Origin of the sequence: Amycolatopsis sp. PS_44_ISF1, assembly GCF_032335455.1 — a bacterium.
GTDB lineage: Bacteria > Actinomycetota > Actinomycetes > Mycobacteriales > Pseudonocardiaceae > Amycolatopsis.
Window position 1 is genome coordinate 362,798 of the sequence record NZ_JANUXO010000005.1, and the last position, 14,108, is coordinate 376,905.

12 protein-coding genes are annotated in these 14,108 nt (G+C 72.4%); 8 read left to right on the forward strand and 4 right to left on the reverse strand.

Going from position 1 to position 14,108, the window contains the following annotated elements; translation table 11 throughout:
• Positions 1 to 100 precede the first annotated feature (100 nt).
• The gene (locus NYF13_RS35120; RefSeq protein ID WP_315662398.1) at positions 101 to 1,513 is read right to left on the reverse strand and encodes a family 2B encapsulin nanocompartment shell protein; all 1,413 of its coding nucleotides are present in this window, start codon (positions 1,511 to 1,513) and stop codon (positions 101 to 103) included.
• 501 nt (positions 1,514 to 2,014) lie between these two features.
• Here NYF13_RS35120 and NYF13_RS35125 point away from each other — a divergent pair.
• The 3 genes from NYF13_RS35125 (at position 2,015) to NYF13_RS35135 (ending at position 5,803) form a co-directional block, all read left to right on the forward strand.
• Entirely contained in the window at positions 2,015 to 2,776 is a 762-nt protein-coding gene (locus NYF13_RS35125; protein ID WP_315662400.1) for a hypothetical protein, read from the forward strand.
• Between the two features lie 5 nt (positions 2,777 to 2,781).
• Positions 2,782 to 4,083 carry a DUF6923 family protein gene (locus NYF13_RS35130; RefSeq protein ID WP_315662401.1) on the forward strand — a complete coding sequence of 434 codons (1,302 nt, stop codon included), beginning with the start codon at positions 2,782 to 2,784 and terminating at the stop codon, positions 4,081 to 4,083.
• 91 nt (positions 4,084 to 4,174) lie between these two features.
• Positions 4,175 to 5,803: an esterase-like activity of phytase family protein gene (locus tag NYF13_RS35135; protein ID WP_315662402.1), complete on the forward strand. Its 1,629-nt coding sequence runs from the start codon at positions 4,175 to 4,177 to the stop codon at positions 5,801 to 5,803.
• Here NYF13_RS35135 and NYF13_RS35140 read toward each other — a convergent pair.
• Positions 5,800 to 6,816, reverse strand: coding sequence for an autoinducer 2 ABC transporter substrate-binding protein (locus NYF13_RS35140; protein WP_315662404.1), 1,017 nt, complete (start codon positions 6,814 to 6,816; stop codon positions 5,800 to 5,802). The two genes, NYF13_RS35135 and NYF13_RS35140, sit on opposite strands and share 4 nt — an antisense overlap.
• Before the next feature lie 182 nt (positions 6,817 to 6,998).
• Here NYF13_RS35140 and NYF13_RS35145 point away from each other — a divergent pair, with 182 nt between their 5' ends.
• The 3 genes from NYF13_RS35145 (at position 6,999) to NYF13_RS35155 (ending at position 8,700) form a co-directional block, all read left to right on the forward strand.
• Positions 6,999 to 7,466 (forward strand): hypothetical protein, encoded by a 468-nt coding sequence (locus NYF13_RS35145; RefSeq protein WP_315662405.1) that lies wholly within the window; start codon positions 6,999 to 7,001, stop codon positions 7,464 to 7,466.
• 58 nt (positions 7,467 to 7,524) lie between these two features.
• Positions 7,525 to 8,070 carry a DUF305 domain-containing protein gene (locus NYF13_RS35150; RefSeq protein WP_315662406.1) on the forward strand — a complete coding sequence of 182 codons (546 nt, stop codon included), beginning with the start codon at positions 7,525 to 7,527 and terminating at the stop codon, positions 8,068 to 8,070.
• A 177-nt stretch (positions 8,071 to 8,247) separates the two neighbouring features.
• Positions 8,248 to 8,700: a DUF4396 domain-containing protein gene (locus tag NYF13_RS35155; protein ID WP_315662408.1), complete on the forward strand. Its 453-nt coding sequence runs from the start codon at positions 8,248 to 8,250 to the stop codon at positions 8,698 to 8,700.
• Between the two features lie 15 nt (positions 8,701 to 8,715).
• On the opposite strand, the gene NYF13_RS35160 is transcribed toward NYF13_RS35155, so the two are convergent.
• The gene (locus NYF13_RS35160; protein ID WP_315662410.1) at positions 8,716 to 9,969 is read right to left on the reverse strand and encodes a glycoside hydrolase family 88 protein; all 1,254 of its coding nucleotides are present in this window, start codon (positions 9,967 to 9,969) and stop codon (positions 8,716 to 8,718) included.
• A 281-nt stretch (positions 9,970 to 10,250) separates the two neighbouring features.
• On the opposite strand from NYF13_RS35160, the gene NYF13_RS35165 reads away from it, so the two are divergent.
• Positions 10,251 to 11,369: a hypothetical protein gene (locus NYF13_RS35165; protein WP_315662411.1), complete on the forward strand. Its 1,119-nt coding sequence runs from the start codon at positions 10,251 to 10,253 to the stop codon at positions 11,367 to 11,369.
• A 61-nt stretch (positions 11,370 to 11,430) separates the two neighbouring features.
• On the opposite strand, the gene NYF13_RS35170 is transcribed toward NYF13_RS35165, so the two are convergent.
• Positions 11,431 to 12,720, reverse strand: coding sequence for an MGH1-like glycoside hydrolase domain-containing protein (locus NYF13_RS35170; RefSeq protein ID WP_315662413.1), 1,290 nt, complete (start codon positions 12,718 to 12,720; stop codon positions 11,431 to 11,433).
• Positions 12,721 to 12,820: 100 nt separating this feature from the next.
• On the opposite strand from NYF13_RS35170, the gene NYF13_RS35175 reads away from it, so the two are divergent.
• Positions 12,821 to 13,999 (forward strand): ROK family protein, encoded by a 1,179-nt coding sequence (locus NYF13_RS35175; protein WP_315662415.1) that lies wholly within the window; start codon positions 12,821 to 12,823, stop codon positions 13,997 to 13,999.
• Positions 14,000 to 14,108: the final 109 nt, after the last annotated feature.

Genomic DNA, 14,108 nt, shown 5'->3' on the forward strand with positions numbered 1-14,108 from the left:
GCGGTCCGCGGCGGCGGTGGCCCGGGCGGGGCCGGGGCTGGACCGGGGCGGGGCGGGCCGGCTTCGGGAAGCCGGGGCGGGGTGGTCGGCGTGGTCATGCTCAGTCACCGCGGCCGATCTCGGCGTTCTCCAGTACCGCGAGCGCGTCCGGCACCAGCACGGCGGCCGAGTAGTAGGCGCTGACCAGGTAGGAGATGATGGCCTGCTCGCTGATGCCCATGAACCGCACGTTCAGCCCGGGCTGGTACTCGTCCGGCAGCCCGGTCTGGTGCAGCCCGACCACGCCCTGGGCCTGCTCGCCGGTGCGCATCAGCAGGATCGAGCTGGTGCGCGTCTCGGTCACCGGGAGCTTGTTGCACGGCAGGATCGGCACCCCGCGCCAGGCCGGCACGTGCTGCCCGCCGAACTCGGCGGCCTCCGGGTAGACCCCGCGGCGGCTGCACTCACGGCCGAACGCGGCGATCGTCTTCGGGTGGGCCAGGAAGAACCCGGGGTCCTTCCACACCAGGCCCAGCAGTTCGTCGAGGTCGTCCGGGGTCGGCGGCCCGGTGCGGGTGGGCACGCGCTGGGCGAAGTCGGCGTTGTGCAGCAGGCCGAAGTCGCGGTTGTTGACCAGCTCGTGCTCCTGGCGCTCGCGCAGCGCCTCCACGGTGAGCCGCAGCTGCTGCTCGATCTGGTTCATCGGCTGGTTGTAGAGGTCCGCGACGCGGCTGTGCACCCGCAGCACGGTCTGCGCCACACTCAGCTCGTACTCGCGCGGCGAGGATTCGTAGTCCACGAACGTGCCGGGCAGCCGCGGCTCGCCGTCGTGCCCGGAAGCCACGTCGATCACCGCCTCGCCGTGGTCGTTGGACGGCCCGGCTTCTTCGGCGATGACCGCGTCGAGGTGCGCGCGCAGCGTCTCGGACCGGTCCAGCACGCCCCGGAACTCGCTGCGGGGCAGGGAAAGCACGGTGCAGGCGGTGACCGCCTTCGCGGTGTACTCCCAGATCCCGTCGTCCGCGACGAGCGCGCCCTCGCCGAAGTAGTCTCCGTCGGCGAGGGTGCCGAGCACGGTCTGGTCGCCGTACGCGCCGGTGCCGACCTTGCTGATCTTGCCGTGCGCCACCAGGAACACCTGGTCGGCCTGGTGCCCGAACTCGACCAGCGCTTCACCGGGGGCGTATTCGCGCTGCACGAAGCGGCCGGCCAGCTCGATCAGCACGTCCTCGTCGTCGTACCCGCGCAGCGGCGCCAGCTCGCCCAGCTCGGGCGGGATCACCCGGACCTGCGCGCCGGCGCCGGTGAAGCTGACCCGGCCGTCGCCGACCGCGTAGCTCAGCCGGCGGTTCACCCGGTACGAGCCGCCGGAGACCTCGACCCAGGGCAGCAGCTTCAGCAGCCACCGCGAGGAGATCGCCTGCATCTGCGGGACGGACTTGGTCGTCGTCGCGAGGGTGCGGGCCGCGGCCCGGCCGAGGCTCAGCGGCTGGTGCTCCGCGTTCGCGGATTCCACAGGGTCCGTGACGGTCACAGCGAAAACCACCTATCGTCGATTTCCGGACGGAGGAATTGCGGGGGTGAATGCCCATCTTCGCTTTACGGCGATTCGGCCCGGCGATCCGGGCGGAATCAACATATCAACTCGGCCATCCCCGGCAATAACACGATCGTGTGCGAGCCGCGATTCACCTGTTTGCCGGGGGGCCGCTGGTGCTTTTCCCATTAGTTGTCGAGTTGCCAGTTTCGAAAACGATCTTGCCCGGTAGCGGGTTCGGTCACGCAACGTCGGAGCACGTCACCCGGTCAGGAGCCGGTTCGGTGACATTGCCGCGATTTCCTTGTGTTCGAAGGGTTTCCGGTTCGCTTCGGCTGCTCCGTTCCGGCGATGCGCGGAGCCGGCCGGAGCCACCAGGTGGAAAAAGCGAAACCGGTCTTGTCGCCCGCTCGACGTCTGACTAGCTTGGGCGAAAGCCGTGCGGACCATTCGGTCAATGAGGGCGCGCGGACGTGGGGCGAAGGCGGAAGGGCGCGGATGAACGTCTACCTGACCGGGATCTTCTGGGTGGTCGGTGCCGCCGTGGTGGCGGCGGTGATCGGCTATCTGGTGAGGCGCTTCGGCTGGGACGAAGGCCGGCGGGACAACAACGACGCGGCCGGGCAGGTGTTCACCATCGTCGGCGGACTGCACGCCGTTCTGGTCGCCTTCGTGCTCATCTCGCTGTTCGACCACGTCAGTGACGTGCGTGCCGGCTCCTACACCGAGGCCGACGGCCTGGTCGCGATGAGCTGGGCCGCCGACGCGCTGCCGGGCGACACCGGGCCGAAGGTCCGCCGGCTCGCCTCGGCCTACGCCACCACGGTTTCGCGCCAGGAGTGGCCGCGGCTGGCCGACGGGGCCGAGCTGCCCGGCACCGGCTGGAACCAGCTCGCCCAGCTGAGCAAGGCCATCGCCGGCGCGCCGGCCGGCGACGACTGGCTCGACGACCGCAAGAGCGAGGCGGCCGGTCAGCTCTGGCAGGTCTACCAGGCGCGCCAGGCCCGGCTCACCGCCTCGGCGTCCGGCGGGGTGGGCTCGGTCGTGTGGTTCGCGCTGATCCTCGGCAGCTTCATCTCGGTGCTGCTGCCCAACCTGTTCGGCGGCACGCGGATGGCCGCGCACCTGGTCATCGTGTCCACGCTGGCCGGCACCATCGCGTTGCTGCTGTATGCGATCTTCCAGCTGCAGGACCCGTTCGCGGGCGGGGCGAGGATCCAGCCCGACGCGTTCACCTCCGCACTGGCCCGGCTGTCCTGACCGCGGTGCGCCCCGCCCGGCTCCTGCCCGTGCTGGCCGCCGCCGTGGCCGTCTCCGGTCTGCTGGCCGTATCCGGACTGCTCAGCCCACCCGGCCGGACCTCCGCCGCGACCCCCGCCTCCTGCGACATCCTCCAGGTGGAGAGCGAATGGCCCGGCGCGTCCTCGGCCGCGCGCCTCACCGTGCCCGAGGGGGACCGGCGTGAGCTCGGCGCGACCGGGTACGCGCTCAACGCGATCGCCTACTCCGCCGGGCCGGACCTGGTCTACGGCATCGCCGACACCTCGCGCCGCGGCCCGTTCCCCGACGGCGCGCACGCCGTGGAGATCTCCCGCTCCGGCCACGTCACCGATCTGGGCGCGGTCGGCCGCGCGGGCCACCGCGGCGGGTGGGGCTGGGCCACCGGGGCCACGGCCGGCGCGATCGACGGCACCACCTGGTACCTGAGGCGGGCCGGCGATCTGTACACAGTGGACCTGGATCCGGCCGGTCCGGACTACCTCACGGTGACCGGCCGGGTGCGGCTGTGGCCCGTGGCGCTGTCCTCCGGCGTCGACGACTTCGCCTACGACCCGGCCTCGGGCCTGCTGTACGGCGTCTCCGGGTCGCCGGCCGGCCGCGACCGGGTGGTCACGATCAACCCCCGCGACGGCCACGTAGAACCCTCGCCCGGACTGCAATTCCCCGCCGCGAGCGCGTACGGCGCGGTGGTGCTGGGCCCGGACGGCGCGTTGTACGCGACGGCCAACCGGATCGGCTACCGCAGCGTCACCTACCGGCTCCGGTTGGACGGCTCCGGTCCGGCGGTGGAGGTCGGCAGCGGCCCGGCCCTGGTCAGCTCGGACGCCGCGGGCTGCCTGGAACCGGCGGCGCCCCCTTCCTCCTCGACCCCGCCCACGGCACCACCTTCGACCCCGCCTTCGTCGACCACCCCGACCTCGACCACCCCGCCCTCAACCACCCCGTCCGCCTCCACCACTCTGCCCTCCACCACCCTGCCCCCCACCACCCCGCCTACTGCGTCACCTTCGACGCCGCCACCCTCGCCACCACAGTCTTCGACGCCGTCGCCGAGCCCGACGCCCTCCTCCAGCCCGCCCCCGCCGGTGCTCGTGGAGCCGCCGCCGACCCCGTCCGAGCCAACGCCACCGGCTCCGCCGCCGTCCACGCGGCCGAAACCCAAGCCAGGAGCGACGCCGGTCGACCGCACCGCGGCCCACGTCAGGGAGCAGCGCCGTTGGGGGCTGACCGTGCTGATCCTGGTGCTCGGCGCCGGCGCCGCCGGGCGGGCGAGACGAGGTCGTTAACCCGGGTTTCGCCTGGAAGACGGTCTTCGTCCAACTCGGCCGCGAAGACTCCTCCTCCGGCGTCGTTCGACGCCGGAGGAGGAGAACACGGATGAAGCGCGTGAGATTCGGGGTCGCCGCGGGGCTGCTCGTCCTGCCGCTGGCGGTGACCGGCACGGCGTCGGCGCACGGGGGCCGGCCCACTTCCCGCGACGACCACTACCGGGTGCGGTCCGGGCAGATCCTGCAGGTCGGCGGCGACGGCGTGCTCGGCAACGACGCTCTCGGCGCCGGTGGCCGGCCCGGTTCCCCGGCCACCGGCGGTTCCGTGGTCCGGCACACCGCGCCCGCGCACGGCGCACTGACGATCGGGGCCGACGGCGCGTTCCGCTACACCCCCGCGCCCGGCTTCCACGGCCAGGACCGCTTCACCTACACCGCGACCGACGCCGTCCGGCTGTACCCGACGAGCCTGCCGCCGCTGGCGACGATCGGCGGCGTGGCCCTCACCGGCGGGGCCTACGGTTCCGCGCTCACCCCGGTGCCCGGCTCACCCGGCGAGTTCTACGGCCTCACCGACCGCGGCCCCAACGTCAACGCCCCGGACGGGTCCAAAGTGGAGCCGCTGCCCGCGTTCGACCCGTCGATCGGCCGGTTCCGGCTCCGCGACGGGAAGGCGGTGCTGGAGAAGCGGATCCCGCTGCGCGCCGCCGACGGCACCCCGTACAACGGCCAGGTCAGCACGAGCGCGGACACCGGCGAGAAGATCGTGGACCTCAACGGAAAGCCGCTGCCCGCCTCGCCCGGCGGCTACGACTCCGAGGGCCTGGTGGCCCTGCGCGACGGTACGTTCTGGGTGTCGGACGAGTACGGCCCGTTCATCACGCACCTGCGCGCCGACGGCCGCGCGATCGAGCGGCTTTCCCCGTTCGACGGCTCGTTGCCGCGGGAGCTGAAGTACCGCGTGCCCAACAAGGGCATGGAGGGCCTCGCGCTCACCCCGGACGGCCGGACGCTGGTCGGCATCATGCAGTCCGCACTGCAGCAGCCGGACCTGACCAAGAAGCCCGGCAACGTCACCACGCTGCGGATCGTCACGGTCGACCTGCGGACCCGCGCGACCCACGAGTACCTCTACCTGCTCGACGACCCGGACGAGACGGGCACGGCGGTCAGCGAAATCACCGCGCTCTCGTCGACGAAGTTCCTGGTGGACGAGCGTGACGGTGGGTTCGAGCCCGGCGCGTACAAGAAGCTGTTCGAGATCGACCTGGCCGGCGCGACCGATGTCGGTGCGGGGGAGCGGGTGGCGGATGCGACGTACGACGCGGCGAAGGGCGGTCTGCTCGTCGGCGACGACCGGCGCAGCCTCGACGCCTACGTCGGCAAGGACACCACCGACGAGGCGGTGAAGGAGCTCGCGGAGGTGGGCGTGCGGCCGGTGTCGAAGAGGCTGTACCTCGACTTGGGCGCGCTGGTCACCGGTCTCGACCCGGCGGGCGGCTTCTTCGGCCACGACAAGGTGGAGGGCGTCGCCACCACGGACGGCGGCCGCACCCTGGTGATCAGCAACGACAACGACTTCGGCATCGACGGGGTGGCGAACGGCGCCGCGCCCTACACCCTGCACCCGAAGACGCTGCCCGACGGCCGTCAGGACGACGGCGAGTACCTGGCCGTGGACACCACGAAACTCCCGGCCCGCACGAGCACCGCCACCGTGACGATCGAGGTCCGCTAGTACTTGTACTGGTCCACGTTGTCCTGGGTGATCCGCAGCGGGTCGCCCAGGAGGACGGTCTTCGTGGCCGCGTCGTACTTCACCGTGGGCAGTTCGAGGCTGACGTCGTTGCTGCGGCCGAGCGGTTTGCCCCGGGCGAGCTGCTCGGCCGTCCACGCGGTCAGGTAGCCCAGGGCTTCGACGTCCCAGAGCACGGACATCGAGGACGAGCCGTCGAGCAGGTAGGGCTTCATGGTCTGCGGTGTGCCGACGCCGACGGTGTAGACCCGGCCGATCTTCTGCTGGTCACGCACGGCTTGGGCGACGCCCGGCGCGGCCGTGGTGCACTGCCCGATCAGCCCGGCCAGATCCGGGTGCCGGACGAGAACCTGCTTCGCGAGCACTGTCGCGGCGGAAGTGTCCTCACCGGCGTACACCGTGTCGACGACTCGCGCCTTCGGATAGCGCTTCGCGGTGTAAGCCTTCTCCGCAGCGATCCACGCGTTGAGGTTCGCCGCGGTTTCCCCGCACGAGACGATGGCGAACTCTCCGGCCCCGCCGGTCTTGGCCATCAACGCGTCGACCAGCGCGGTGCCGACCCCGTCGGCGGTGGCCTGGTTGACGAACACCTCGCGCTGCGAGCCCGCCGCGTCGGTGTCGGTGGTGAGCACGTGGATGCCCCGCGCCCGCGCGTCGGCGATCACGGGCGCGAGCGCGACGGGGTCGTTGGGCGCCACGGCGATCACGGTGAAGTGCTCGGCGATCAGGTCGCGCACGATGGCCGCCTGCGCGGCCGGGTCGACGGTCGCGGGCCCGCGCGTGACCCACTCGGCCCCCAGCCGCTTCGCCGCGCTCTGCCCGCCCGCCTCCATCGCGTCGTAGTACGGGATCCCCGCGATCTTCGGCACGAAGGCGATCTTGACCGGTGCGTCGGCCGGCGCCCGCCCGAGCCCGCCGGAGCAGCCCACGAGAACGGCCACCACCCCGAGCAGCGCCGCGACGCCCAGCGCCAGCGTCTTCGTCGGCCCTCGCATCCCCGCCCATTCCTCCGGTCTCGCGGTCTGCACGGTGGAGACGCGGTGGAGACCTGGAGGGGAAGGTAGGGGAGACCGTTCACGGAGGTCAACCGATCGGGTGCAAAGGGTTACGGAAGTGAGTTCCGGGTGTTCGGCGTTCACCTGGTACCCGTTCGGGGTATGGGGTTAGGCTGGTGGTGATGAGCTCCCCTCCGGTCGCGGCTCCGGGCCGGGGCCCCGCGCGGGCCCTGGCGCGCTGGCTGCTGCTGGGCGCGGTGCTGCTGGGCGTGGTGGCCATGCACCACGTGCCGGCTCCGGGGTGCGGGATGACCGGGGCCTCGGCGTCCTTGACCCCGGCCGCGGGAATGGCCCCACCGGCCCGCGCGGCGGGGACGGCCGCGCCGGATCCTCGGGGGGACACGGCCGCCCCGGATCCTCGGGGGGACACGGCCGCACCGGCCGGGATGGACGGTGCCTCGCATTCGATGCTGCACCTCTGCCTCGCGGTGCTGCTGATCGCGGCGGCCCTGCTGCTGAGGGCCGCCCGCACCCGCCGATCCCGCCCGGCGACGGCCACCGCCGGCCCCGGGAAGACCGGTGAAGCCCGCCCACCGCCCGGTCGAGGCGGCAGAGAACTCCTCGCCGTGTCCTGCGTGCTGCGGATCTGAGCGGCGCGGATCTTTCCGCGTCCGTTCGATCCCGCCGTACCCCCAGTGAGGAAGTCTCATGAACCGCAAGCTTCAGGCCGTCTTCGTGCTGCCCGCCATCGCCGCCGCCCTGGCCGGCTGCTCGTCCCCGGCGCCGCAGACCCCGCCTTCGGCCCACAACGCCGCGGACGTCACCTTCGCGCGGGACATGGTCCCGCACCACCGACAGGCCGTCGAGATGGCGGCCCCGGTGCCGCAGCACACCGCGAACCAGCGGGTGATCGGCCTCGCCCAGGAGATCCAGCAGGCCCAGCAGCCGGAGATCGACCGGCTCACCCAGTGGCTGACGGCCTGGGGGTCGGCCCCGGCCGCGCCCATGAGCGGGATGGACCACGGGGCGTCGATGCCCGGCATGGTCGACACCGCCGGCCTCGACCGGCTGCACGACCAGGACTACGACCGCACCTGGCTGCACCTGATGATCCAGCACCACGAAGGCGCGGTCACCATGGCCCGCACCGAGCTGTCCCAGGGCCAGGACCCCGCCGCGAAGGCCATGGCCCAGCGCATCACCGACACCCAGCAGACCGAGATCACCACGATGAAGTCCCTGCTCGGCGGCTGACCGTCGGCGTCCCGCCACCCCCGTGAGCGGGAGCGGCTTCGCGGAGTCGGGCCCGCACTCCGCGAAGCCGTTTCCCGCTGTTCCACCACGAGAGCCACTCCAACCCCCGCGCCCTCTCTCGTCCCCCGAAGTGGTTCACCTGCTCGCTTGGGTACCCCATAGGGGTATTCTGTCCGTATGACCACTTCTCAGCCCGGCGCCTCCTGGACCACCGCGGCCCGGGCGACGCTGCACTGCCTCACCGGCTGCGCCATCGGCGAGGTGCTCGGCCTGGTCCTGGGCACCGCGTTCGGGCTGCCCAACGCGGCCACGGTGGTGGTGTCGATCGTGCTCGCGTTCGGCTTCGGGTACGGCCTGACCATGCGCGGCGTGCTGAAGTCCGGGCTGGCCCCGGCGGCGGCTTTCAAGATCGCGCTCGCCGCCGACACGGTGTCGATCGCGGTGATGGAGATCGTGGACAACACCGTGGTCGTCGCCATCCCCGGCGCGATGGACGCCGGGCTGTCGAGCGCGTTGTTCTGGCTGTCACTGGTGCTCTCGCTGGCCGGCGCCTTCGTGATCACGGTGCCGGTGAACAAGTGGATGATCGGCCGCGGCCGGGGACACGCCGTCGTCCACGGCCACCACTGACGAGCCGGGGCCCGGTCAGCGGCCGGAGAGATCGATCGCCCGATCCAGCTCGCGCGGTTCGAGCACCCGCAGGATGCCTTCGAGCAGGTAGTAGTCCGCGTAGGGAAGGGAAATCTCGACACCGTCCTCGGCCGGTCGGTTGCGGGTGCAGCGGGCGACCACGGCCTCGGCCCGGGCGGACTCGGCGGTGAGGCAGGTCTTCGCCGTCGCCTCCAGGATCTTCAGCCCGGCCTCGCGGTACTTCGGCTGCCCGGCGGCCTCGGCCAGGTCCAGGAGGCCGCACGCGGTGACGACGCCCGCGGAAGCGTCTTTGACGTCGTTCGGCGCCTGCGGGGCGAGGTAGTCCCAGACCGGGATGTGGTCGGGGGTCAGGGCGCCGAGCGCGTAGTCGGCCAGTCGCCGGGCGGTGGTGAGGAACTGCCCGTCACCGGTGCGGCGGTAGACGGTGGTGAAACCGTAGACGCCCCAGGCCTGGCCGCGTGACCAGCACGACGTGGGGCTGTAGCCCTGCACGGTGCCGGGGCCGATCTCGGCGCCGGTGGCCGGGTCGAGGTCGAACACGTGCGGGGTGGAGCCGTCCGGGCGGAGGAACACGCGTTGCGCGGTCTTCGCGTGCTCGACCGCGATGTCGCGGTACCTGCGGTCGCCGGTCTGCCGGGTGGCGAAGTCCAGCAGGTCCAGGTTCATGATCGTGTCCATGATGATCCGGCCCGCGTCCTTCGGGTCGGTCAGCGCGCCCCAAGCCCGGATGAAGTGGCCCTTCGGGTTGTAGCGCTGGATCAGCGAAGAAGCCGCCTTGATCGCGCCGGCCCGCCACCGCTCGTCGCCGGTGATCCGCCACGCGGTGACCCACGACGGGTAGAAGAGGAAACCGAGGTCGTGCGTGCTGGTGTCGTGCTGCCGCGGCGCCAGCTTTTCCGCCGCCGCGAGGGCGAGCGTGCGGAATTGCTCGTCGCCGGAGTGCAGCCAGGCCATCCAGAGCGTGCCGGGCCAGAATCCGCCGACCCAGTCGCCATTCTGGGAATACTTCCACTTCTCGAACCGGGTTCCGGTCGGAAAGGACGTGACGGACGGGGCCACCGCACGCAGTTTCCGCACCGCGTAGTCCGCCGCCGCGCGCAACGTGGCGGCTTGGCTTTGGTCCCGGGGGCCGATCTCCGTGCGGCCGCCCGAAGGGGATGCCGCCTCGGCCGGGAGGGTGCTGCTCGCGGTCGCCGCCACCGCGGCGCCGGCCGCGGTGGTCAGCAGGGTTCGCCGGGAAACGCTCACGGGGCCCGCCATTCGCAGTGGGGAAATGCCGCACGGAAAGGTCGGCAAAGTTTTACACGAACGGCGTGGTCCTGTACACCCGCCGAAACGGCTGTTCACGGTTGTGAATTGTTCACGGTTGTGAATTCGCCATTCCCGGATCGGTTTTCCCGTCCCCTCCGGCCGGTCCGGAGACGGTCACCGAGTTGTCACGAACCGGTGCCGGATTGTCGAATTCCGGTCACGGACGGGCCACGATCGGTCCCTAGCTTGGCTTCCAGCGCCCAGGAGAGGACCAAGCGATGGAAACCCTGCTCGAACGGCCCGCGCCGGCCCCGATCCCGGCCCCGGCGCGGGTCCGGAAACCCGTCGGGTGGCTCGGCACCGGGCTGTTCGCGATCGCCGTGGGGCTGGCCGGGTACACCGGGTTCCGGCTGCCGGGGACCTGGGTGGCGACGCTGGAGTCCACCTCCCTGACCGACGGCTTCCACCGGCGGTTCCTGATCGGCACCCTGCTGCACCCGTTCGCCGTGCTGACCGAATACGACTACCGCGTCTTCGCGGTCGCGAGCTACGCCGTGCTCGGCGGGCTGCTGGTGGCCGTGGCGGTCGCGTACTTCCGCAGCCCCGACGCGGGACGGCGGCTGGTGATCACCGGCTTCCTGCTGCTGCCGACCGGCGGTTACCTGTTCCACGAGGTGGGCTACTACGACCAGGCCCTGTACCTGCTGCTGTTCGGCGCGCTGTGGGCGCTGCACCGCGACCGCCCGGCGCTCGCGAGCGCGCTCATGGTGGCTTCGGTGACCGCGCACGAGATCGCGCTGCTGACCGTGCTCCCGGTGTTCGGCGCCGTGGTGCTGCGGAAGCTCCCGCTGCGGCGGGCCGCCGTCCTCCTCGCCCCGCCCGCGCTGGCCGGTCTGGTGGTGCTGGCCGTGCGCCCGGCCGCGCCCGGGGCCGTCGCCCGGCTCGGGCACGCGCTGTCCGGCGCCAACTTCCCCTACCGCACCGACGCCCTGGAGCTGTTCGAGCGCGGCCAGGCCGAGAGCTGGGCGCTGTACTCGATCACCGACGTCCTGCTCTACCTGGTGCCGATCGCGGTGGTGGTGCTGGGCGGATTCCTGGCGCTGCACCGGCGCGGTGGCGCGGTCCTGCTGCCGCTGGCGGCGATCTCGGCCCCGCTCCTGCTGGCCTTCGGCGGCTGGGACGAGGCCCGCTGGGGCTTCCTGCTGATCACCAACTTCGCCGTGGTGCTGTGGCTCTGGCTGGGCGAGCGCGGCCGGGAGCTGAAGCTTCCCCAGCTCGGGGTGCTGAGCGCGGTCCTGCTGATCCTCACCCACATCCCGATGCCGTACTTCGACCACTACGCGCCCAGGGAGGTCACGCTGGTGGGTCCGCCGCACGCCGTGGGCTTCCGGAGGTGAACGCGGCACCGGAGGTCTCTCGCAAGGAGTACCGCGGCGCCCGTCGGCGGGCCGGGCGCCGCTACCCGGTTCGGTCGTCGGCGAGCAGGTCGACGGTCAGCGCGGCCGTCCAGCCGAACGAGCGGGCGCCGTGGCCCACGGCGCTCAAGGGGTCGGCGTACTCGGCGAAGCCGGTCCAGCGGGCCAGGTTCAGCAGGTCGAGGCGAAGCTGGCGGGCCAGCGCCTCTTCGCCGTGGCGGAGCAGGCCCTCCCGGACCAGCCAGCCGACGTTGGCCCAGGCCGGGCCGCGCCAGTACTTCGCCGGGTCGAAGCCGTGGGCGGTGAGGTCGTAGCTCGGCACGGCGAGCACCCGGCCGAGGCGGAAGCGCGGACCGGTGGCGGTGCCCAGCAGCGCCGGGGCCACGGCGAGGTCCGGCAGCAGCAGCGGCAGCAGGCCGCCGCAGGTGTACTCGCGGCCCATCCGGCCGGTGCGGACGTCGAAGGCGAAGAAGAACCCGGCGCGCGCGTCCCACAGCCGTTCGGTCATCGCCTTGACCATCCGGGCCGCGCTCTCGCGGTGGCCGGCCGCGGCGGCGGGCAGGCCCAGTGCTAGGGCGATCTCGGCCAGGGCCAGCTCGGCGTCGGCCAGCAGGGCGTTGAAACCCGGGTCTTCGACGGTGAACCCGTCGCGCTCGGCCGGCCAGTGCACGTCGGCGTAGCCGCGGTCGCGGTAGCCCGCGGCGAGCCGCACGTAACGGCGGTACTCCTCGTCGGTGGGCCGGTCCGCGGCCGCGCCGTGCTCGAGGTCGCGGCGGGTGAACAGGCCGGGTCCGACCGGGGTGACGCGCGAGAGCGGCTCGTCCCAGGCCGGGCTGTTGTCCATCCCGGACTCCCACGGGTGCACGATCGAGACCAGCCCGTGGCCGCCGAAGTCGCGGTGCGCCGGCAGGTACCGGTGCCACGCCTGGAGCTTCGGGTAGAGCGTGGCCAGGAACGCCTCCGCGGCCGACCCGGCCGGATCGGCCTGGTGCACCGCCCACACCGCGCGCGCGTGCACCGGCGGCTGGACCAGCCCGGAGGTGCGCCCGGCCCGCCAGAAGCCCGGGCCCGGGAAGTAGGACTCGGCCGGGGTGTCCGGGTCGAACAGGATGTGCGGCACCCGCCCGTCGCGCCACTGCCCGTCGAACAGGGTGACCAGCTCGCGGCGCGCCCGCTCCGGCGAGAGGTGGCGCAGGCCCAGGGCGATGAACGCCGAGTCCCAGCTCCACTGGTGCGGGTAGAGGCCGCGGGAGGGGACCGTGGACGAGCCGAGCCAGTTGTCTTCGAGCACGCGGGCGGCAGCGGCGCGCAGGGCGCCCGATGTTTCCAGCATGTGTCCAATTTATCTCTCACTTTTGTAGAGTCAATGGACAGAAGTGGTGACCTGGGATGATGTCCGCTACACCCGGATGGCGGCGCAGGGAGGACCAGCAGTGACCGGCGGAGCGGCCCCGACCACGGCGGGCGAGCTGCTGTACCTGGTCCGGACCGGTCAGGCGACCACCCGCAAGGCGTTGCAGGAGGCCAGCGGGCTTTCCCGCTCGACGCTGGTCGGCCGCCTGGAGCAGCTCCAGGCGGCGGGCCTGCTGGCCGAGGGTGACCACGAGGACTCGACCGGTGGGCGGCCCGCGCGCCACCTCCGCTTCGACGACCGGCACGCCGTGGTGCTGGCCGCGAGCATCGACACGATGCACGCCGAGGCCGCCGTCACCGATCTGTCCGGGCGGCGGCTGGCCCGCCGCGGCGGGCCGCTGCGAGTGGCGGACGGGCCGGAGCCGGTGCTCGACACCATCGTCGGCTGGTTCGACGCATTGCTGGCCGAGAGCGGCCACGACGCCGGCGAGGTGGCCGGGATCGGGCTGTCCGTGCCGGGGCCGGTGGAGCCGGGCGTCGCGCGGGTGAGCCGCCCGCCGATCATGCCCGGCTGGGACGGCTATCCGATCGGCGCACACCTCGGCCCCCGCTTCGCCGGGCCCGTCCTGGTGGACAACGACGCGAACCTGATGGCGCTGGGCGAGCACCGCGCGAACTATCCGGACTCCTCGGCGTTCGCGCTGGTCAAGGTGTCCACCGGGATCGGCGCGGGGCTGGTCTTCGGGGGCCAGGTCTACCGCGGCGCCGACGGCGGGGCCGGCGACATCGGGCACATCCGCCTGGCCGGCTTCCCGGACGCCCGCTGCCAGTGCGGCTCCTACGGCTGCCTGGCCGCCGTCGCCGGCGGGGGTGCGCTGGCCGCGCGGCTGACCGAGCAGGGCCTGCCGACGGCGTCCGGTTCCGGGGTGCGGGAGCGGATCGACGCGGGGGAGCCCGCCGCGGTCCGGCTCGCCGAGGTCGCGGGGCGCCGGGTGGGGGAGGTGCTGGCGACCGTGGTGTCCGTGGTGAACCCGGAGGTGTTGGTGATCGCCGGGGACCTGGCCGAGCCGTCGTTCGTCGCCGGGGTGCGGGAGGTGCTCTACCGCCACGCCCTGCCGCGCGCGACGCGGAACCTGCGCGTCGAGATCGGCGGACGCGGCGTGGAGGCGGCGGTGAGCGGCGCGGTGGCCACGGTGGTCGAGTCGGTGTTCGCTCCTGCCGAAGTGGACCGGCGGTTGGCCACCCGTTCACCGGGCTGAAGCGCGTGCGCCACCGACGGAAGTAGGTGGCGCGAAAGGGTTTCCCTTGTTCCGCCGTACCGGTGAACCGATCGAGAAAAAGGGACTTAGCTCGTGTTTTTGACATTTA

What these genes read in the sequence shown, in the direction of transcription:
- NYF13_RS35140 (WP_315662404.1), bottom strand. Translation starts at nt 6,816, where the DNA reads ATGCGAGGGCCGACGAAGACGCTGGCGCTGGGCGTCGCGGCGCTGCTC.
- NYF13_RS35170 (WP_315662413.1), bottom strand. Translation starts at nt 12,720, where the DNA reads ATGCTGGAAACATCGGGCGCCCTGCGCGCCGCTGCCGCCCGCGTGCTC.
- NYF13_RS35155 (WP_315662408.1), top strand. Translation starts at nt 8,248, where the DNA reads ATGACCACTTCTCAGCCCGGCGCCTCCTGGACCACCGCGGCCCGGGCG.
- NYF13_RS35165 (WP_315662411.1), top strand. Translation starts at nt 10,251, where the DNA reads ATGGAAACCCTGCTCGAACGGCCCGCGCCGGCCCCGATCCCGGCCCCG.
- NYF13_RS35145 (WP_315662405.1), top strand. Translation starts at nt 6,999, where the DNA reads ATGAGCTCCCCTCCGGTCGCGGCTCCGGGCCGGGGCCCCGCGCGGGCC.
- NYF13_RS35125 (WP_315662400.1), top strand. Translation starts at nt 2,015, where the DNA reads ATGAACGTCTACCTGACCGGGATCTTCTGGGTGGTCGGTGCCGCCGTG.
- NYF13_RS35135 (WP_315662402.1), top strand. Translation starts at nt 4,175, where the DNA reads ATGAAGCGCGTGAGATTCGGGGTCGCCGCGGGGCTGCTCGTCCTGCCG.
- NYF13_RS35150 (WP_315662406.1), top strand. Translation starts at nt 7,525, where the DNA reads ATGAACCGCAAGCTTCAGGCCGTCTTCGTGCTGCCCGCCATCGCCGCC.